This window comes from Pseudomonadota bacterium (assembly GCA_013285465.1).
In the GTDB taxonomy this organism is placed as follows: domain Bacteria; phylum Pseudomonadota; class Alphaproteobacteria; order Micavibrionales; family CSBR16-224; genus CSBR16-224.
The window spans coordinates 1,651,471-1,668,902 of record CP053449.1 but is presented as its reverse complement, the minus strand read 5'-3'; the positions used below and the strand labels follow the sequence as shown (position 1 = coordinate 1,668,902).

Below are 17,432 nucleotides of genomic sequence, written 5' to 3'. Positions count from 1 at the left end.
ATCCCAAAAGGAGTGCGTGTTTTTGGAGAAGGAGAAAAAGGCGAAAACGTCAAAAATGACGCTGATGGCGCTGGAACAGCGTGTGTTGCTTGATGCCTCTTTCCCCGTGATTGCCAATACGATTTTTCATTTTGATGCGCTGGATGTTGATGGTGACGGTTTGACGAATGATCAACCGGCGGACGGGGCGTTGATCGACCGTTGGGATGATGATAGCGGCAATAATTATGACGCGGCAAGCAGCGGCGGCAACCGCCCGAGATTTGATGCGGCAGGCTTTGAAGGCAGAGGCGCTATCAATTTTGACGGCACCTCCGATTATCTTGATATTGCCAATGCAACGGAAATCAATACCGGCAGTTACAGTGAAAAATCATTCGCGATGGTGTTTGAAACCGGTGCGGATATTAGCGGTACGCAAATGCTGTATGAACAGGGCGGCGGCTCCAACGGTTATAATATCATTATGGTCGGCGGCGATTTGTATGTTTATACATGGGGGGAAAGCTATTGGTCGGCGGCGGATCGCTATAAATCCGTTAATCTTGGCGCCGTCACGGCAAATACGGTTTATTATGTGACGGCGGTGCATGATGCAACGGATGCCGATATCAACAACCGCACTTTCTCCGTCAGCTTGAATGGCGGCCCTGCGCAGGTTTTGACGCGGGTGGATACGCTTGGCTCACATAGCGGTAATGTCACGATCGGGCATTCCAATGACAGCCAGACACCGGTTGGCGATGCCAATCTTGGCTCAGGGTCTCATTTTCAGGGAAATATCGGCGAATTCTGGTCGTGGAATCATGCGCTGACGGCGCAGGAAGTTAGCGACATTAATGATTATATCGTCGATAAATGGCTTAAAGGCCCGCCGCAAGTGGAAACAGGGATCGGCGTTCTGGGGCAGGGCGGCAGTCTTGTTTTAACAACGGATGTGTTGACGGCAACGGATATCAATGATCCTGATAGCGGATTGTTATACGAGCTGACGGCTCTGACCTCCAACGGCACGTTGTTTTTAAGCGGCGCTGCGTTGTCTGTGGGCGATAGTTTTACACAGCAGGATGTGCTGGATGGCAAAATCAGCTATACGCATGGTGCGGGTGCCAATAGCACGGACAGCTTTTCCTTTACCGTCAGCGATGCGGAAAATGTGACAGGACCGCATACGGTCAATTTGGAAATCACACCTGCATTGGATGTGTTGACGACAACATCGGCAGATGAAGCGGCTGTGACGGCGATTACCAATACGGAACTATCCTATGATGCGGCATGGTATGATAACAGCTGGACTTATCGTCAGAAAATCGTGGTTGACCATGATCTGGTCGATGCTGATTTGGATGATTTTGCCCTGTTCTTGACGGAATCAGGCTTCGGTGCGGATTTCTGGGGCAATGTGAAGGTGGACGGCTCCGATATTGTCGTGACCGGTGCGGATGGTTTGACCAAACTTGACCGTGAGCTGGTGGCATTCAATACAGCGACGCAAAGCATGCAGCTTTATACGCGCGGAGATCTGAAAGCCGGAACGGATACGGTTTTTTATATTTATTACGGCAATGCGGGCGCCGCCGAAACCAACCAGACAACAACATGGCGCGGCGAATATGGTGGTGTTTGGCATTTTGAGAGCGATTTCGATGTGCAGGTCAGCGACAGTTCACAAGCGGCGCATAACGGCTTTGGCCGCAACGGTTTTGACAGCGATAATCAGATTGCTGGCGCTTTCGGCAGCGGGGCGGAATTTAACAATTCCGAATATATTGCGCTGGATTACGGTTTATCGGGTAATAATTCGCTGCAGCAAATCTCCGTCAGTGCCTGGGTGAATACGACGGTGAATGTATCAAATTATAACGATAACTGGTCGTTGATTGATTTTGACCGCAGTGAATTTTTTAATGTCTATATTCACGGGGACGGGCGTGTCGCATTCTCCACTTCGGGGAATGGCTTGGGTGTTGATGATTTTTATTCCACCGGTGTAAAAGTCAATGACGGCAATTGGCACCATATTGCCGCTGTTTATGACGGCACGGATAAAATCCTCTATGTCGACGGGGTGGAAGTGGCGCGCGATATCAATTCGCATGGCGGCACAGGTCTGGGAAACGGGACGCGTTATGCCTTTATCGGTGACGGATCGGAGGCGACGAGTTTTGATGGCGGACGCAACAATCTTTATTACGACGGGCTGTATGATAATTTGCGCGTTTATGAAGGCACAACCAGCGGCGCATGGGTGGCGGCCGAATACCGCAATCATTTCAGTCCGAATACATTCTATCAGACGGAAACGCAGATCGTTTACGGCGGGCATATCATTTATACTGTGACGGATGCGCCGGATACCGGAACATTGTTCGTTGATGCCAATAGCAACAGCACATTGGACGCGGGAGAGGCACGCGGACTTGGCGGGATGTTTACGCAAACAGATATTGATGCGGGGCGCTTGCTTTATGCGCATGACGGCAGCGAAGTAACATCGGACAGTTTCGCCTTTACCGTGTCTGATACAAGCGGCTATACCAGTATCGTCAATACCAAGCCGCTGGTGATTAATCCGGTCAATGATTTTCCGACGGCGGTGATGTTGTCCGGCACCGATGTGCCTGAGCTGACGGCGATCGGCGGGGATATTGCAACATTGTCGGCAACGGATGCCGATCTGCCGGGCGACAGCTTTACCTACAGCATTCAAAATGATCCGGACGGTAAATTCACTATTGCGGGCAATATGCTGCGTCTGATGGATGCGGTCGATTTTGAAACAAAGGATAATCACAATGTGACAATTCGGGTCAGTGACGGCAATGGCGGATTTTTCGATCAGGCTTTTGTTATGAATGTGCTTGATGAAATCGAGTTCAACGGCTTTATTCCACCGGATGAGGGAGCGGCGGACGGCACGCCGGGCAGTCGTCGCGGTTTTGACACGGCTGCAGGCGGAGCAAGCGGGCGCTATTTCGGTATTCTGGACTACTTGCAGAACAATCTGCGCCCCGATATCTTTGGCGGTGAGAATGAACTGATCCGGCAGGCAACGGATTCTTCTCGTGACGGCTTCTTGCAGGCATTTTACGGTGCAGATGGTTTGTCACAGCAAATCCGTGACAATATTAACGGGCCGGATGCGCCGCCGGATTCGCAAAATGTCTTACCGGATCAAGCAACGGCTCAGGATAGTCCTTTGCAACGAAGAGAAACCGGTGATGTGGCTGTGCAGGCGGAGCATGATAACGCACCGCGTAATCCGTTTCCGGATAATCTGATGAATAACAGGCTGTTTCAGGCGCTTTATGGCAGCCAGCCGCAGCAAGAGCCTGTTCAGGAAATCTCCGCGGCAGGGCAGCTGCAGGAGCAGATTGCTTATATGCGCAACACGACGCAGCAGCTCTCCGATATTGCCGATTACTATAAAAAGCAGAGCGATGTGTTGAAAGATGCGCTATTGCAGGAGGCGGAGGGCGGTTAAGCCTGTCATCAATAACGTCATAAATTATGCCATAGATAAATCAAAACAATCAGAACACATAATAAGCTAAACCAGAAAAACAGGCTGACCCTCAGGGACTGTTTTGACTTTTTGCGCTGATACCATGTGCGCGGGCGAATGCCTTTCAATGTAAAGACGGCTTTTGCAGCAAGATTAACGCAGATGATGTTGATTGCAAGCAGTAAACCGGCACCATAAGCTGCGGTGAAAAGGCCGGAACCAAAGGAAAGTCCTAATGCAACAGCCGGCGGCATCAATGCAACGGCGACCATGACGCCGACCATTGTCGTGGAAACGCCGCTTGTCAGAGACAGGACCGCGGCAGCGCCGGAGGAAAGTGCCAGAATGATACCGCCATAACCGACATCCGTGCGGGCGATAAATTCGCTGCTTTCTATAAAGAGTGCTTCAGGTATAAAAAAGCCGAGAAGGATGCTCAGCAGCATTGTTAATGAAAAACCCGCGGCATTCGCCTTTAAAGCGCGCGTGATCATATCCTTATCCCCAAGCGTGACCGCAAAACTTAAGGCCAGGTTTGGTCCCAATAGCGGGGCAATGACCATCGCGCCGATAAGAACGGCAACATTATCTGTGATCAGACCGATGGCGGTGACAATGGTTGAAAGAATAACCAGCGCCAGAAAATCCATATCGGTTGCGGCGCCTGTGAAAATCTTGTCATAAAGTACTTCCCGCGTAATGCTGCCATAGCTTTTCTTCGCATTTTTATATTCCGGTTCCGGTTTCTCTTCAAGCAGCGGCACGGTTGTTTCAACGGGTGCTATGATGATACGCCAATCTTTTTTTCTGCCATATTGCTGCTGTATCAGGTCAACGAAATCCTGCATATGTTCCGCATCCATCAGGAAGCGGGTTTCACGCGGGCTGTTCTTCATTTTTTGGGAAGACCATGACTGGATAACGTCCTGATGCTGTGTCAGTTTTTTGGATGGCGCTTTTGCGCCTCCCTCTGTCAGTAAAGTAATTGTTCTAAGAGACATTGATCCGTGCCTGAGGCCGTTTTATGACTGCTTTACGCTAGCACATAACGGAAGGTGATAAAATATGAATGATGGGCCCATCATTTCCGCAGCATTTTCTTGGCCGCTTGGCGCATATTTTTTTACTTCAGTCCCGGACGCGTTTTTTTATTCTGCGGACGGAGAGGTTCGAAAAATTTGTCATTGAAATCTACCGGCGGACCGATCCACATGGCGGCGTCCTGATGGTCGACCCATTCATCGCCCGTGCGCGGATGCACCAGAATGGACAAATCTTTTCTGTTCAGTTGTAAAAAGGACACGATCTCGCCAAAGCTGTCCGGCGTAATCGTCACGCCGATATTGGCCTGACTGTGCGGCCCGACTTTACCGACAGGATGTGAATCTGTGATGGCCTGCGGGAAGCGGTTTTCCAGCTCCTGCGCAATGTCCAGCGCATTTTGTTCCGCATCTGTGCCCGGTTCAAAGTAGATATGCAGATGGTAGGCCGAAACCATCTGTTCGGGTTCGTTACAATCACGGCCTGCCTTCAGGTTAAAGTAATCTCCACACATTGTTTTTCTCCTTTTTCCTTTGTGGGTTGGCGGGATGAAACTGCACATCCGCCTTAAGAAAAGACTAGCGCGGTTTATTTTATAGATATAATATCAATTTAATATAATTGTAATAGGTAAAAACTATGATTCCTTCTCCGGCCGATTTGACCTATTTTGTCGAGGTTGCCAATACCCGGAATGTCTCCCGCGCCGCAGAAAGGCTGGGTATCAGCCAGCCGTCACTGTCACTGGCGATGCAGAGGCTGGAACATGCAACAGGAGCGACATTATTAATACGCAGTAAGCGCGGCGTAACTTTGACGCAGGCGGGAAAACAATTATTAAGTCATGCGAAAATGCTGTTGCAATCATGGGAGGATATCCGCGCAGAAGCACAGGCTTCAATAAATGAAATGCGCGGCAGTTATTCCATCGGCAGTCACCCCTCCGTTGCGCTGGCATTGCTATCGGGGTTTTTGCCGGAGATGATGGCGAAACACCCGCATCTGAATATTACGCTCCACCATGATTTGTCACGCAAGGTCGCAGAAGATGTTGTCAGTATGAAGACGGATATCGGTGTTGTCGTAAATCCTGCTCAACATCCGGATTTAATTATTCATCAGCTGTGCAAAGACGAAGTCACCTTATGGCTGCCGGAAAAAAAGGCGGTAAAAAATCCGAAACTGCTGATTTGTGATCCTGATCTGCTGCAATCACAATCCTTGCTGAAAGATTTAAAAAAACGCGGAATCTCTTTTGAACGTATGGTTTTTTCCGGCAGTCTGGAAGTGATCGCCGATTTAACAGCGAATGGCTGCGGCATAGGAATTTTGCCTGCGCGTGTTGCGGCTATGGCACGAAAGAAGCTTGTGCGCGTGCCTAAGGCACCGGTTTTTTATGATGAACATTGCCTTATTTTCCGCGTGGAAAATAAAAAAGTCAAAACCGTTCAGGCAATTGCCGCGGCTATTCGCGCTTTGTTTTAAAATGCTTTGCGTCTAAAATAAAAGAACCGTTATTTCTGAAAGGCTTTCTTATGTATCAAAAAATTCTTGGCATGATTGTGGCGCTGATAATTGTTTTTGCAGGGGCGACTCATGCGCATGCGCTCAGCTGTGCATCATCCCGCCTAAATGAAAAAAATATCGCCTCCGTTCCGGTGATTTTTGAAGGCGCGGCGGCAAGTTCCCGCGAATTGACGCGTAAGGAAAAAGCCGTCTTTAAGCTGCATGGTTTATCAATGAAAGGCGGAGATGCATCAAACTTACGGGTGTTCGACTTTACCGTCAGCAAACCGTGGAAGGGTGTCACGCAGGGGCAGACAGTCGCGATTCTCTATAATACTTATTGGGGTGATGCGTTTCCTCCGCAGGAAAGCTTTTTGGTCATCGGTACAAGAAAGCTTGGCGATTTGTTCTGGGTGCCGCTCTGTGGAAATACTCTGCCGCTTGAATACGCCAAGTCACAGGGAGATATTGCAACGCTGGAAAAATTTGTCGGTATCGGGCATCACACCAAAATTCCCGCATCGGCACGGCTCTGTGAAACGGCGGATGACTGTACCGCGATGGGAACACATTGCGGCGGCTGCGATTGCGGAACGCCTGTTGCAAAAGCCTTTGCGGAAGAGTATGCGCAGACACATAAAGATTTTTGTGCGGCATCGCATACGGAATACGCGTTTTGTGAAATGGATTGCCCGCAATCTTTGCCGGTCTGTCAGGATAATCTCTGCCAATAATGCTGCGCTTAACGGTTCTCGATACGTGCGATAAGGCTCTCCAGTACAATGCGGTAAAGCCTGTCGCCCAGATGCTGATCTTCAATGCCGGCATCCAGATTGGGGTTGTCATTCACCTCCATGACCACGATGTCATCACCGAATTGTTTTAAATCCACGCCATACAGCCCGTCACCGATCAGTTTGGCGGCTTTGATGGCCACATCCATGACGGCCGCAGGCACATCTTCGACGGCCATGGTGACATGATCGCCTTCCTGACCTTTTTTGGTTTTGGAATCATGGTTGTAAATTTGCCAATGCCCGTCGGCCATGAAATATTTGCAGGCAAAAAGCGGTTGCCCGTCCAGCACACCGACACGCCAGTCAAATTCCGACTGTACAAATTCCTGCACCAGAATAATTTCCGATTTTTTCAAAAGATCGCTGACGGCGGCCTGAAATTTTTCTTCTTTTTCGACCTTGATAACACCCACTGAAAAGGCACCGTCCGGAATTTTCACGACCAGCGGAAAAGAGAACGAGCCGGCGCTGGTTTTTGCTGATTTCCTGTCCAAAATCCATGTTTTCGGCAGCGGTATCCGGTGCGCGTGCAGAATTTCATATTGAAAAACTTTGTTGCAGCAGCGGATGATGGAGTGCGTGTCATCGATGGAGGGTATGTCCTCACTCTCCGCTTTCAGGGCAAAGCGGTAAGTATGGTGGTTGATCGCCGTTGTCTCGCGGATTAGCAATCCGTCATATTCCAGCAGGGAAGAAAAATCATTCTTGGTAATAAGTTCCACCGAAACATTCAGCTCTTTCCCCGCCTTAATGAATTTTTGCAGTGCGGCTTTGTTTGATGGCGCATGATGTTCTTCCGGATCATGCAGGATGGCAATCCAGTATTTCTCTTTTTTCTTTTGCGGGCTGCGCCAGGCTGATCCGGTAAATTTTTGTAGGGACGAAATGAAATAATCCTGCTTCATCACCGGTAGCTCCGCCAGTGACAGCGGCGCGATATCATTGATAACCCATTTTCCCTTCTGGTCGGCCTTGATTTCCACCTGCATCAGCGGAAAGCGGAACATATCGAACAACCGCCGCGCCAGCGGTTCCAGTTGATCAATTTTGCAGCGTCCGAAATAAGCGGTATAGGTGCGGGCGAGGGGTTCGTCAGGCTCCTCCTTGAAATGCTTTTCCAAAAGCGCATTTAATTCAGGCAGTTCCGACTGATAATTGCGTTTCCAGTTCAGCGTGACAATGTTGGCGACAGGGGGGACGCAACGCATACCGCGTGCCTCCGCCAATAAAGAACAATAATAACCTTTCGACAGATAATCGAAATTGCTGCACAAATTAATGACTTTCAGTAGCGGATGCTTACGCAGGTCAATCTCGACTTTATTGGCAATAAAATCCGTGGCGCTCATAGTTAGAACGGAAGGGTCCGTAGGCAGAAAATCCAGCGGCTTGTCGGACACGATAATATGTTTGACGGGGTTATTTTCTTTCATAGTAATACCTGCATTTTAAGGGCATCACGTCCGTCTTCGTAATAGGCGGGCAGGAGGCCGGTTGTTTCAAATCCGAGTCTTTCATAAAAGCCGATCGTTGCGCGGTCATTGGCATCAACTTCCAGCAGCAGTTTTTTCTCTCCCGCATCACGCAAGACATCCAGCCCGGCACGGCACAGTATTTTTCCGAGTCCGTGTCCGCGAAATTCCTTGGCCACCGCAATAGAATACAGCCGTGCAGAACGATTCTTTGCACGCAGGATGAGGGCATAGCCTAAAACAGAATGATTGCCGTTATCTTCCCTGACCGTTAGAAAAACGGCGCGCGGATTATGCAGATGATACAGCATCTGGCGGCGGGAGAGGCGGTCACTGGAAAAGGAATCCGTTTCAAGCTCCTGAAGGCGACCGACATCAGCCGGAAGAGCGGGGGCGATGCGGTAGGAAACGTGGCGCTTGGTCGGGTGCATTTTTGCCCTGTATAATATTTTGCTCTCAAACACTACGCCAAAATCATTGATTCGGAAAGAGAACAAGTCGCATATATGTCTTCTTGCGGCAGGTTGTTGCCGGAAAGATAATTCTTGATTTGCTGTCAATATTATGTAATGTTATGCGCGGAAATTATTTATACGATTGATACGAGGATATAATGGCAAAAAAATGGCGCGATAACAGAGACCGGTTTCAAACACTGTCTATGTATGCGGCGGCAGCCGTACCGTTGCTAGGCATTGCCGGGGGCGGGTTTCTTGGTGCGACGGCGGGTATTTTAGGCTCGTCGCTGGGGGCAACAATTGCCGTAGGCGTGGCCGGAGCAGCAATCGGTGCCGTCGCAGGTGTTGCGGTCGGAGCGGCGGCATTTTTTGCGGCGAATGCAGTCTATGATAATAAAGAATACATCATCGCAGGCACGGCACTTATCCTTTATGCACCTTTCGCGCTGGCAGGACGCGGTTTGAAGGCCGCGAAAGAGAAATTATTCGGACACGGCAAAAAAGCCGGTAAGACCGTTGATACCGCAACGCGTCATGCTGCCGTACAGGCAGAGGAAACGGATTTGACTGAAAAATCCGCACAACCGGATTTTAAAAAATCCGCGCCCAAAGCCGTCCAGCCTGAAAAACAGCCGAAAGCGGCGCCGCGTAAAAGCAAAGACAGAAAGCGCGGATTATAATATTCTCCGTAATCTACGGAATATCTTTGACGGCAACGCATTTTCCGACAATACATCGGGCGGTATAACCGCCATCGCGCTCTGCGTCATATGCAGGGCAGCCCATAGCGGCACCGCGTATGATGTTGCATTGCTGTGCTTGTTCCGCAAAAACTTTATTGGCGGCATCCGAGGGCCAACCGCAGGGATTGGAGATCGTGACGCAATCTTTCTCATCCTTACAGTTGCGCCATGCGGCAGCTTCACCTTTGCAGGATACGGGGCTTTCCGCCATGGCGGGCATGGACAGGAAAACAGTCAAAACCAGTAACAAGACCAAAAAGCGGTGACGGTGCTGCATTGAAAAACTCCTCTGTTAAGAACCATCATTCTCTTCATTTTCACCCATATTGCAAGGAGTTATATGTATGAAGACGGCGGTCATTCCTGTGTAAAGCGTGTTTCCTGTTGGAAAAATCCACAGGAATGGGATAAAATAAAAGAAGGTGCAGTTTTAACCACAGCGGGTTGTTATTTATATGTTTTGGAACAAAAAACGGGTGGCTTTTTATTTCAGTAAATTCCGCTCGGATACAAGCGGGGCAACAGCGATTGAATACTCTATGATGATTGCCGCGATTGCTGTGGCAATTTTTGGTGTTGTCTATGCCTTTGGCGACACGATTGCGGCCTTCTATGACGGGCTGTATGAAGCAGTTATGGGACCGGGCTGACGGCTCCGCTTTTCTAACGCCGCTGCACGATGATCGATCCTGCCGAATACCCTGCACCGAATGAGCACAGCAGCCCGATATCTCCCGATGCCAAATCTTTTGAATGTTTGTGGAAGGCAATGACCGATCCGGCAGAACTGGTATTGGCATAGCTGTCCAGAATCGTCGGCGTCGCATCGGGGTCAATTTCGCGGTTAAAGACTCTTTTGGCAATCAGCTGGTTCATGCCCAGATTGGCCTGATGGAGCCAGATACGGCGTACGCCGTCGGGGGAAAGCCCCAAATCGCCAAGATGGGTAGTAATCATTTCCGCCACCATCGGCACGACTTCTTTAAAGACTTTGCGCCCTTCCTGTACGAAGAGTTTATCTTTTTGACCGATGCCGGTTTCGTCGCAGCGGTTCAGAAATCCGAAATTATTGCGGATATTGTTGGAATAGGATGTTTTTAAACGCGTACTCAGAATATTCCATTGTACGGGCGCGCTTGCTTTTTCCTCAGCCTCGATGACCATCGCAGTGGCGACATCGCCAAAAATGAAATGAGAATCGCGGTCACGGAAATTCAGATGACCCGAGCAGATTTCCGGATTGACCATCAGAATACGGTCCGCGGAACCGGCAGACACCATATCATTGGCAACCTGCATGCCGAAAGTTGCAGAGGAACAGGCGACATTCATATCGAAACCAAAGCCGGTGATACCCAACGCATTTTGAATCTCGATGGCCATAGCGGGATAGGGGCGTTGCATATTGGAGGCGGCAACGACAACGCCGTCAATATCTTCGGGCGTCAGTCCGGCATTTTTGATCGCTTCACGCGCAGCCTGCAGACCGATTTCCGCAAGGACGGAAATTTCATCATTACTGCGTTCGGGAATGACCGGGCACATGCGTTGCGGGTCGAGGATGCCATCTTTCTCCATCACGTAACGGCTTTTGATACCGGAGGCTTTCTCGATGAATTCCGCGCTGGAATGTTGCAGGGGTTCAATGTCACCCGCAGCAATCGCATCGGCGTTTTTGGCATTGAAATCATCAACAAATTGATTGAAGGCAATGACCAGTTCTTCATTGGAAATGGCGTGCGGCGGCGTGTAAAGGCCTGTGCCGCTGATAACTGTTTTTCTCACGCTATCTAATCCCTTGTCCTGTTGTAAAAGAAACAGATAGCAGAAAAGCGGCAGGCTTTCAAGCTTGGCGGCAAGCCGAAGAGCGGGTTATCTATAGCGTTTTAGGTTACGCACAAACGGCTCTTCGACAAAGCGTTGTAAAAGCTCGGAGGCAATCCAGACGATAATAAAATACGCGGGGAGGACGTAAAGGAAATTGACTAGATGGGATTTTCCTGCGTGAGGGACAAACATTAAAATGCGGTATGATGTTGCAATTAAAGGGATATGTACAAGATAGGCGGCATAGGACAGGCGGGCGACGTTTTTTGAAAAACCGCCTTCAAAAAAACGGGGGGCTCCGCCAAAGACCACGCCGGCAAGAAGGCATCCTGTAAAAATGCCGACAAGAATGGGCTGCAGGGTCGCATCGTAAAGGGTGACATGCAGCAGTTTTTCGCCGCAGAACAGCCAGACCAGAAGGGCGACAATCGTAGACCAGAAAAGAAATTTTGCTTGCCGGGGAGAGATGACAGGCTTGCCGCGTTTTTGCGAAAGGAATTCCAGATAGGCGACCAGCACGCCGCAAACAACGGGATCAAGCGCATGCACGAATGCCATCATGCAATGCGTAAAAAAACATAAAATAATTAAAGGCATAGACATATATTACATCATATTGGCTGTATCCGAAAAGGCGTAGCCCAAGCCCGGCGAGTACCAGTACTGCCATCATAATAAACAGGGAACGGTCCGGGTTTTTATGGCGCAGGCAAAACAAAAGAATGAAAGGCAGTAAAAGAGCGACTTTAAACTCGCCGGATGCGGTTGCAAATAACACCATGACATCGGGAAGAAAAAAGTCGGATACAAGAAAAACGTGATAAAGGATGGAGGATAGATGCGGCGGATTCATCATTTTGTAATCAGGAAAGATTTTCAGCAAAACGATGAGCAGCACGAAATAATAAAGCGGTAAAAAGCGCCGGGCACGGGAAATCGCGTATTCTTTATAGTCGCGGCGCGGCATATTCCACCATGACCGCATGACAAAATAGCCGCACAGCCCGAAATACATATAGATGCCAATCCAGCCATTGACCAGTAACGGGTAGAAATCAATATTGTAAACGGTCAGAAATGTGCGGGAATAATCGGCATGTGCGTAGGAATAGGAAATATGGTGCAGTAAAATCAGTATGCAGGCCAGAGTCTTAAATCCTGCAATTGCTTCGATTTTCGGCAATGGTTTTGATATCGGGGATGTGGTCACGAAACAGTGCCTTTCATAATCCGACCTTTAAGATATGTTGCTGGTTATCATTTTTACCCAGCATATAGTCTATGTTCTAAGGCCGAAAAAGGCAATCCGTAAGCATAGCCGGATACCATATGTAGGCGGCTGCCCGTTGCATGTCAGCTGCATTTAATCGGAGACTTTTTTGACGAATTCGGATTTCAGTCCCATTGCGCCAATGCCGGGGATTTTGCAATCAATATCGTGATCGCCCTCGACCAGGCGGATATTTTTGACTTTTGTGCCGACTTTGACGACAGAGGATGAGCCTTTGACTTTCAGATCCTTGATAACTGTTACGGTATCGCCGTCTTTTAATTCCGTACCGTTGGCATCACGGACGGTTTTGCCATCGCTGTCTCCGCCGCTTTCGGTGCTTGACCATTCATGTCCGCATTCGGGGCAATGATAGATACCGCGGTCTTCGTAAACATAGACGGACTCGCATTTCGGGCAGGGGGGTAATTCGCTCATAGGATTTATCTTTCTGTTATCGTACTATCTTATATTGTATATAAAGGAACCTTGCTTGCCTAGCAATCTTGTTTACCGGTTCCGTAGAGCAATATCATATATTTTCAAAAGCGAAATATAATTAAAGGTGATGATGATGGCGAAAGTAAACTATGTATGCGCCGTGCTGCTGACGTTGAGCTTGTGTTTGTATCCGGCTGTTTCTTCTGCGCAACAGAAACCCATTCAGGCTTTAACGCCGGATGAGTTCAAAGAAGCGCTGCCCGCGCATGCGGAAGAACTGCATTTGCAAGAGTTTCTGGAGCTGAAGGAACGGGAGACGAAGGTCGTTGTGCTGGATCTCCGCTCCAAAGAATCTTATGCCCATCGCCATCTGGCGGGTTCTTTGAATATACCGCTGACCGATCTGACGGAGAAAGTCTTGCCGGAGGCTGTGCCGGATAGAGACACGCCGGTTGTGTTGGCCTGTGATTACAGCTTTTTCCCGACACGTATGATTGCCATGACCATGCAGGCCTATCCGGTTTTGAAAGCGAACGGCTATACAAGAATCTACCGCCTGAATCTGTGGAGCGATTCCAATGGAAAAATGATCTCGGATGAGGAACAGGAAAAGCGGCTGATATTTGAAGGAACATCCGTTGATGCGCAAAATGCGGAGTAACATGAAATATCTTCCCGCTGCGGTAACGCTGGCCCTATTCTGTACGGCTTTATTTTTTTCATCCGCAATGGCGAGAGGGCTTGCAGCGGATGAGCAGATTATCTTCTTCCCTTCGGAACTGACCCGTGATCCCGTAACGGGGCAGTACCGGTTGAAAATTCACGGATGGGTTTTTGAACCCGAGATTGCAGGGGTGAATTTAGAGCTGTTCAAGAAAACGATGGCGCTGGAAGAGGAAGAGGATTCAACGGTTCTGAAACGGCGTGCGGGATGGTTCCTGACGGATAATGAGCGCGGCAAGGATATTTATATCCGTGTCGGAGGGCAGAATTATCAAATGCCGAAAACAAAAAAGAACGGCCATTTTCAAACATTTGTTGCTTTGGGCGAAGATCAGATATCGGAAGGTTTGACGCAAATCCATGCCGTTTTGCCACCTGAGGATCCGCGGCGGTTTTCCGGTGACGTCATCAGAATTTTTTCAGACGGGCTGGGCGTGATTTCGGATATTGATGACACGATAAAAATCAGCAATGTTCTGGATAAATCCGCGCTTTTAAAAAACACGTTTCAGAGAGAATTTCAGGTCGTTCCCGAGATGTCCGCACTCTATAAAAAATGGCGTGAAACATCCGGGAATGTAAATTTTTATTATGTGTCTTCCAGCCCGTGGCAGCTGTATCCGGAGCTGGAAAAATTCATGTCTGATGCGGGGTTTCCCAAAGGGGCGTTTTATTTAAAAAACTTCCGCATGAAAGATCGCAGTTTTCTGAATTTGTTTTCCGATCCTCTGGCCTATAAAATGGGCGCGATTGAAGCGATTATCGCACAGGCACCTGCGAAAAAATTTATCCTTGTCGGGGATTCGGGGGAAAAAGATCCGGAGGTCTATGCGGCTGTTTTAAAGAAATACCCTGACAGAATTCTGGCAATATATATCCGTGATGTCAGGGCGGATAAAACGGCGATTGATGCGCGTATGGCGGATTTGTTTAAAGAATGTGCAAAGCAATGCCATTGGCAGTACTTCACTGATCCGAAGATGATTGCGTTTCAGAATATGAATGCAGCTACGGAAAAATGACATACAGAAAACAAGAAGTCTCGTGCTGTACGCATACTGATTGCCTGCGCTGTTTTGGCGGCATCTTCATTACATTCGCGGCAGATATTGTAATTTAGATCTTCTCTGTTTGCGGAAGATTCTGTCTCTCCCAGGCGGCGAGATTCTCCAGCACCATGCGGGCGGCGTCGTCACGGGAGGCCGCGAAGATCGGTAGTGCTGCTGCGGGAATGCAGGTACGGTCACCGATATGTTGATTGGCCCAGCGGGCAAGCTCCAGAATGGCGTGAACAAGATCTTTGCCTTTGTCCGTCAGGTAATATAATTTCCGGCGTTTGCTGTCCGGATGCGGCGCCGACGCAATAATGGCGACACTTTCCAGCTTTTTAAGGCGGTTTGACAGAATGTTGGAGGAAATCGATTCTGGCATGGCGAGCATGTCTTTATATTCATGGCAGCCGAACAGCATCAGATTCCTGATAATCAGCAATGTCCAATGATCGCCAAGGATGTCCAGCGCGCAGGCCAAAGGGCACTGCGACAGATTCGAATGTTCATTTCTTTTGACCATGGAATGATACTTGCTTATTGGAATTGTTTTTCTTTGAAAGCATCATTAATTGCGTTATGCAATCATTTATGTTTTTTCCTGCAGCCATCTTACGCGGATATCAGAGAGAATGCAAAAGATAAGCTATGGCGGCATGTCACTTAGACATACTGTCCGGCAACATAGCCTGAAGACCAGGCCCATTGAAAATTAAAGCCGCCCAGATGGCCGATGACATCAATAACCTCACCGATAAAAAACAGTCCCGGCTGCTTTTTTGCCTCCATGGTTTTGGATGATAATTCATTTGTATCCACACCGCCTGCCGTGACCTCGGCAGTGCGGTAGCCTTCCGTGCCGCTTGGTTTGATGCGCCAGTCATGTATGGCGGCACTTAGCTGTTCCAGTTTTTTGTCTGATAGCTCGGCAATGCGCCCGGTGATGTTGTTTTCCGTGCAAATGGCAGCGGCCAGACGGGCGGGTACAATACCTGACAGGATTGTCTGTACATCCTGACGCGGCTGGTTTTGCTTTGCGTCTTTTAGCAATTTGTAACTATCCGCAGCCGGGGCGAGATTGATGGTGATGTCTTCGCCTTCCCGCCAATAGGAGGAAATTTGCAGGATGGATGGGCCGCTTAAGCCGCGATGGGTAAATAACAACCCTTCGGAAAACGAGATTTTACCGCAGGTGACAGTGGCATCAACGGAGAGGCCGCTTAAGGATTTGCATTTTTCCAGCAAATCGGCCTGAAAGGTCAGCGGAACCAGCGCGGCACGCGTCGGGATAACATTCAGCCCGAATTGCTTTGCGACATCATAGCCGAATTTCGTAGCGCCTATTTTGGGAATCGACAACCCGCCCGTTGCAATCACAAGCGATGTGCAGGATTTTTTGCCGTGATCGGTTGCCAGAAGATATCCGGTCTCGGTTTTTTCAATTTTCTCCACATTTGTCGATTTTTCAACGGTTACACCGGCATCGCGACATTCCGTCAGCAGCATATCAATGATTTGCTGTGCACGGTCATCGCAGAACAACTGCCCCAGTTTTTTTTCATGGAAGGCAATGCCGTGTTTTTGCACAAGGCGAAGAAAATCATTTTGGGTATATTGTGTCAGGGCGGATTTGCAAAAATGCGGATTGTCAGACAAAAAATTGTCAGGACGGGTATGGATATTGGTAAAGTTACAGCGCCCGCCGCCGGAAATACGGATTTTTTCGCCGATTTTTTTGGCATGGTCGATCAGCCAGACGCGCCGTCCGCGTTTGCCTGCTTCAATCGCGCACATCATGCCTGCCGCACCTGCGCCGATAATAATGACATCATAATCGGAATTCATAGCCATGCTTATATCACAGCCGGATTGATTTGCCATCCATGCTGTGCAGCAATTGCAGTTTTTCATCGCGGCTGAGGCTTTTGATGTCTCGCTCGCGTTTCGAGGCGTGGCTACGGTCGGCGCAATCTTCCCTGTAAACAAGGCGGAAGGGACCGCGCCCTCTGGTATATTTTGCACCGCTGCCGTCTTCATGGGCGGCAATGCGGCTATCCAGATCATTCGTGATACCGGTGTAGAGGCTGTTATCCGCGCATTGAAGAATATAGACCGTCCAGCTCATCACGGTTTCGGGCTTTTTCTGCGGACATGGAGGGTTTTCTCGATTTCGGCAACGACATCACCTTTTTCATCCAGAACCTGTACGGTGAATTTCGGTTCGACTTTTTTCTGTTTGTCGGCCTGATCTTTAATATCTTTAACTTGCTTCTGCGTGATATTGAAATGCGCGGTCAGTTTACCCTTGCCGGGCTTTTTAAAATCAATTTTGGCGCTTTTGTCCCAGACAATATAATCTTTGCCCAGCTGTTTCATCAAAATCAGCATGTAAAACGGGTCGGTCATCGAGAACAGACTGCCGCCGTAATGTGTGCCGACATAGTTTTTATTGTAAAAACGCTGTTTCAACTCGACATCAATGGTTGTGAAATCAGGGTCAATATTTTTGACTTTGATGCCCGCTCCCAGAAAGGGCGGCCACAGATTCATCAATTTGCGAAACATATTCGGTTTCATTATCCGTCCGGCAGGTTATA

The 17,432-nt window shown here is 49.0% G+C and carries 21 protein-coding genes; 8 read left to right on the top strand and 13 right to left on the bottom strand.

Annotated elements, in window-relative coordinates:
* Positions 1-16 precede the first annotated feature (16 nt).
* Positions 17-3,487 carry a hypothetical protein gene (locus HND56_08180; protein QKK05665.1) on the top strand — a complete coding sequence of 1,157 codons (3,471 nt, stop codon included), beginning with the start codon at positions 17-19 and terminating at the stop codon, positions 3,485-3,487.
* Positions 3,488-3,504: 17 nt separating this feature from the next.
* On the opposite strand, the gene HND56_08175 is transcribed toward HND56_08180, so the two are convergent.
* Both HND56_08175 and HND56_08170 read right to left on the bottom strand, forming a co-directional pair.
* Positions 3,505-4,509 (bottom strand): TIGR00341 family protein, encoded by a 1,005-nt coding sequence (locus HND56_08175; GenBank protein ID QKK05664.1) that lies wholly within the window; start codon positions 4,507-4,509, stop codon positions 3,505-3,507.
* Positions 4,510-4,631: 122 nt separating this feature from the next.
* Positions 4,632-5,063 carry a 4,5-dioxygenase gene (locus HND56_08170; protein ID QKK05663.1) on the bottom strand — a complete coding sequence of 144 codons (432 nt, stop codon included), beginning with the start codon at positions 5,061-5,063 and terminating at the stop codon, positions 4,632-4,634.
* Positions 5,064-5,188: 125 nt separating this feature from the next.
* Here HND56_08170 and HND56_08165 point away from each other — a divergent pair, with 125 nt between their 5' ends.
* Positions 5,189-6,034, top strand: coding sequence for a LysR family transcriptional regulator (locus tag HND56_08165; protein QKK05662.1), 846 nt, complete (start codon positions 5,189-5,191; stop codon positions 6,032-6,034).
* A 50-nt stretch (positions 6,035-6,084) separates the two neighbouring features.
* On the top strand, positions 6,085-6,789 hold the full coding sequence (locus HND56_08160) for a hypothetical protein (protein QKK05661.1): 705 nt from the start codon (positions 6,085-6,087) through the stop codon (positions 6,787-6,789).
* Positions 6,790-6,797: 8 nt separating this feature from the next.
* On the opposite strand, the gene HND56_08155 is transcribed toward HND56_08160, so the two are convergent.
* Together HND56_08155 and HND56_08150 are read right to left on the bottom strand one after the other, a co-directional pair.
* Entirely contained in the window at positions 6,798-8,285 is a 1,488-nt protein-coding gene (locus HND56_08155) for a RimK family protein (protein ID QKK05660.1), read from the bottom strand.
* Entirely contained in the window at positions 8,282-8,755 is a 474-nt protein-coding gene (locus HND56_08150) for a GNAT family N-acetyltransferase (GenBank protein ID QKK05659.1), read from the bottom strand. Before HND56_08150 ends, HND56_08155 begins: the two co-directional genes overlap by 4 nt.
* A gap of 182 nt (positions 8,756-8,937) precedes the next feature.
* Between HND56_08150 and HND56_08145 the strand changes: the two genes are divergently transcribed.
* A complete protein-coding gene (locus tag HND56_08145; GenBank protein QKK05658.1) occupies positions 8,938-9,462 on the top strand; it encodes a hypothetical protein in 525 nt (174 codons plus the stop codon).
* Between the two features lie 13 nt (positions 9,463-9,475).
* Here HND56_08145 and HND56_08140 read toward each other — a convergent pair whose 3' ends face one another.
* Positions 9,476-9,802: a hypothetical protein gene (locus HND56_08140; GenBank protein ID QKK05657.1), complete on the bottom strand. Its 327-nt coding sequence runs from the start codon at positions 9,800-9,802 to the stop codon at positions 9,476-9,478.
* A gap of 63 nt (positions 9,803-9,865) precedes the next feature.
* Between HND56_08140 and HND56_08135 the strand changes: the two genes are divergently transcribed.
* Together HND56_08135 and HND56_08130 are read left to right on the top strand one after the other, a co-directional pair.
* A complete protein-coding gene (locus HND56_08135) occupies positions 9,866-10,021 on the top strand; it encodes a hypothetical protein (GenBank protein QKK05656.1) in 156 nt (51 codons plus the stop codon).
* On the top strand, positions 9,981-10,175 hold the full coding sequence (locus tag HND56_08130; GenBank protein QKK05655.1) for a Flp family type IVb pilin: 195 nt from the start codon (positions 9,981-9,983) through the stop codon (positions 10,173-10,175). The genes HND56_08135 and HND56_08130 overlap by 41 nt, the downstream gene beginning before the upstream one ends.
* A 13-nt stretch (positions 10,176-10,188) precedes the next feature.
* Here HND56_08130 and HND56_08125 read toward each other — a convergent pair whose 3' ends face one another.
* From HND56_08125 to HND56_08110, 4 genes are all read right to left on the bottom strand, one after another.
* Positions 10,189-11,310, bottom strand: a complete 1,122-nt coding sequence (locus tag HND56_08125) for a beta-ketoacyl-ACP synthase III (protein ID QKK05654.1) — start codon at positions 11,308-11,310, stop codon at positions 10,189-10,191.
* A gap of 87 nt (positions 11,311-11,397) precedes the next feature.
* Positions 11,398-11,913, bottom strand: a complete 516-nt coding sequence (locus tag HND56_08120) for a hypothetical protein (GenBank protein ID QKK05653.1) — start codon at positions 11,911-11,913, stop codon at positions 11,398-11,400.
* Positions 11,888-12,562, bottom strand: a complete 675-nt coding sequence (locus HND56_08115; GenBank protein QKK05652.1) for a hypothetical protein — start codon at positions 12,560-12,562, stop codon at positions 11,888-11,890. The genes HND56_08120 and HND56_08115 overlap by 26 nt, the downstream gene beginning before the upstream one ends.
* Positions 12,563-12,715: 153 nt before the next feature.
* Positions 12,716-13,060 carry an alkylphosphonate utilization protein gene (locus tag HND56_08110; GenBank protein QKK05651.1) on the bottom strand — a complete coding sequence of 115 codons (345 nt, stop codon included), beginning with the start codon at positions 13,058-13,060 and terminating at the stop codon, positions 12,716-12,718.
* Positions 13,061-13,196: 136 nt separating this feature from the next.
* Here HND56_08110 and HND56_08105 point away from each other — a divergent pair, with 136 nt between their 5' ends.
* Together HND56_08105 and HND56_08100 are read left to right on the top strand one after the other, a co-directional pair.
* The gene (locus tag HND56_08105) at positions 13,197-13,724 is read left to right on the top strand and encodes a rhodanese-like domain-containing protein (protein ID QKK05650.1); all 528 of its coding nucleotides are present in this window, start codon (positions 13,197-13,199) and stop codon (positions 13,722-13,724) included.
* Positions 13,705-14,808 (top strand): App1 family protein, encoded by a 1,104-nt coding sequence (locus tag HND56_08100; GenBank protein ID QKK05649.1) that lies wholly within the window; start codon positions 13,705-13,707, stop codon positions 14,806-14,808. The genes HND56_08105 and HND56_08100 overlap by 20 nt, the downstream gene beginning before the upstream one ends.
* 94 nt (positions 14,809-14,902) lie before the next feature.
* On the opposite strand, the gene HND56_08095 is transcribed toward HND56_08100, so the two are convergent.
* The 4 genes from HND56_08095 to HND56_08080 form a co-directional block, all read right to left on the bottom strand.
* Positions 14,903-15,358 carry a helix-turn-helix transcriptional regulator gene (locus tag HND56_08095; GenBank protein ID QKK05648.1) on the bottom strand — a complete coding sequence of 152 codons (456 nt, stop codon included), beginning with the start codon at positions 15,356-15,358 and terminating at the stop codon, positions 14,903-14,905.
* A gap of 140 nt (positions 15,359-15,498) precedes the next feature.
* On the bottom strand, positions 15,499-16,680 hold the full coding sequence (locus HND56_08090) for an NAD(P)/FAD-dependent oxidoreductase (GenBank protein ID QKK06598.1): 1,182 nt from the start codon (positions 16,678-16,680) through the stop codon (positions 15,499-15,501).
* A 13-nt stretch (positions 16,681-16,693) separates the two neighbouring features.
* Positions 16,694-16,960, bottom strand: coding sequence for a GIY-YIG nuclease family protein (locus HND56_08085; protein ID QKK05647.1), 267 nt, complete (start codon positions 16,958-16,960; stop codon positions 16,694-16,696).
* Positions 16,960-17,412, bottom strand: a complete 453-nt coding sequence (locus HND56_08080) for a DUF4442 domain-containing protein (protein QKK05646.1) — start codon at positions 17,410-17,412, stop codon at positions 16,960-16,962. Before HND56_08080 ends, HND56_08085 begins: the two co-directional genes overlap by 1 nt.
* Positions 17,413-17,432: the final 20 nt, after the last annotated feature.

Coding starts and splice junctions, on each gene's coding strand:
- HND56_08175 (QKK05664.1), bottom strand. CDS start 4,509: ATGTCTCTTAGAACAATTACTTTACTGACAGAGGGAGGCGCAAAAGCG.
- HND56_08170 (QKK05663.1), bottom strand. CDS start 5,063: ATGTGTGGAGATTACTTTAACCTGAAGGCAGGCCGTGATTGTAACGAA.
- HND56_08165 (QKK05662.1), top strand. CDS start 5,189: ATGATTCCTTCTCCGGCCGATTTGACCTATTTTGTCGAGGTTGCCAAT.
- HND56_08160 (QKK05661.1), top strand. CDS start 6,085: ATGTATCAAAAAATTCTTGGCATGATTGTGGCGCTGATAATTGTTTTT.
- HND56_08155 (QKK05660.1), bottom strand. CDS start 8,285: ATGAAAGAAAATAACCCCGTCAAACATATTATCGTGTCCGACAAGCCG.
- HND56_08150 (QKK05659.1), bottom strand. CDS start 8,755: ATGCACCCGACCAAGCGCCACGTTTCCTACCGCATCGCCCCCGCTCTT.
- HND56_08145 (QKK05658.1), top strand. CDS start 8,938: ATGGCAAAAAAATGGCGCGATAACAGAGACCGGTTTCAAACACTGTCT.
- HND56_08140 (QKK05657.1), bottom strand. CDS start 9,802: ATGCAGCACCGTCACCGCTTTTTGGTCTTGTTACTGGTTTTGACTGTT.
- HND56_08135 (QKK05656.1), top strand. CDS start 9,866: ATGTATGAAGACGGCGGTCATTCCTGTGTAAAGCGTGTTTCCTGTTGG.
- HND56_08130 (QKK05655.1), top strand. CDS start 9,981: ATGTTTTGGAACAAAAAACGGGTGGCTTTTTATTTCAGTAAATTCCGC.
- HND56_08120 (QKK05653.1), bottom strand. CDS start 11,913: ATGATGGCATTCGTGCATGCGCTTGATCCCGTTGTTTGCGGCGTGCTG.
- HND56_08110 (QKK05651.1), bottom strand. CDS start 13,060: ATGAGCGAATTACCCCCCTGCCCGAAATGCGAGTCCGTCTATGTTTAC.
- HND56_08105 (QKK05650.1), top strand. CDS start 13,197: ATGGCGAAAGTAAACTATGTATGCGCCGTGCTGCTGACGTTGAGCTTG.
- HND56_08100 (QKK05649.1), top strand. CDS start 13,705: ATGCGCAAAATGCGGAGTAACATGAAATATCTTCCCGCTGCGGTAACG.
- HND56_08095 (QKK05648.1), bottom strand. CDS start 15,358: ATGGTCAAAAGAAATGAACATTCGAATCTGTCGCAGTGCCCTTTGGCC.
- HND56_08090 (QKK06598.1), bottom strand. CDS start 16,680: ATGAATTCCGATTATGATGTCATTATTATCGGCGCAGGTGCGGCAGGC.
- HND56_08085 (QKK05647.1), bottom strand. CDS start 16,960: ATGAGCTGGACGGTCTATATTCTTCAATGCGCGGATAACAGCCTCTAC.
- HND56_08080 (QKK05646.1), bottom strand. CDS start 17,412: ATGAAACCGAATATGTTTCGCAAATTGATGAATCTGTGGCCGCCCTTT.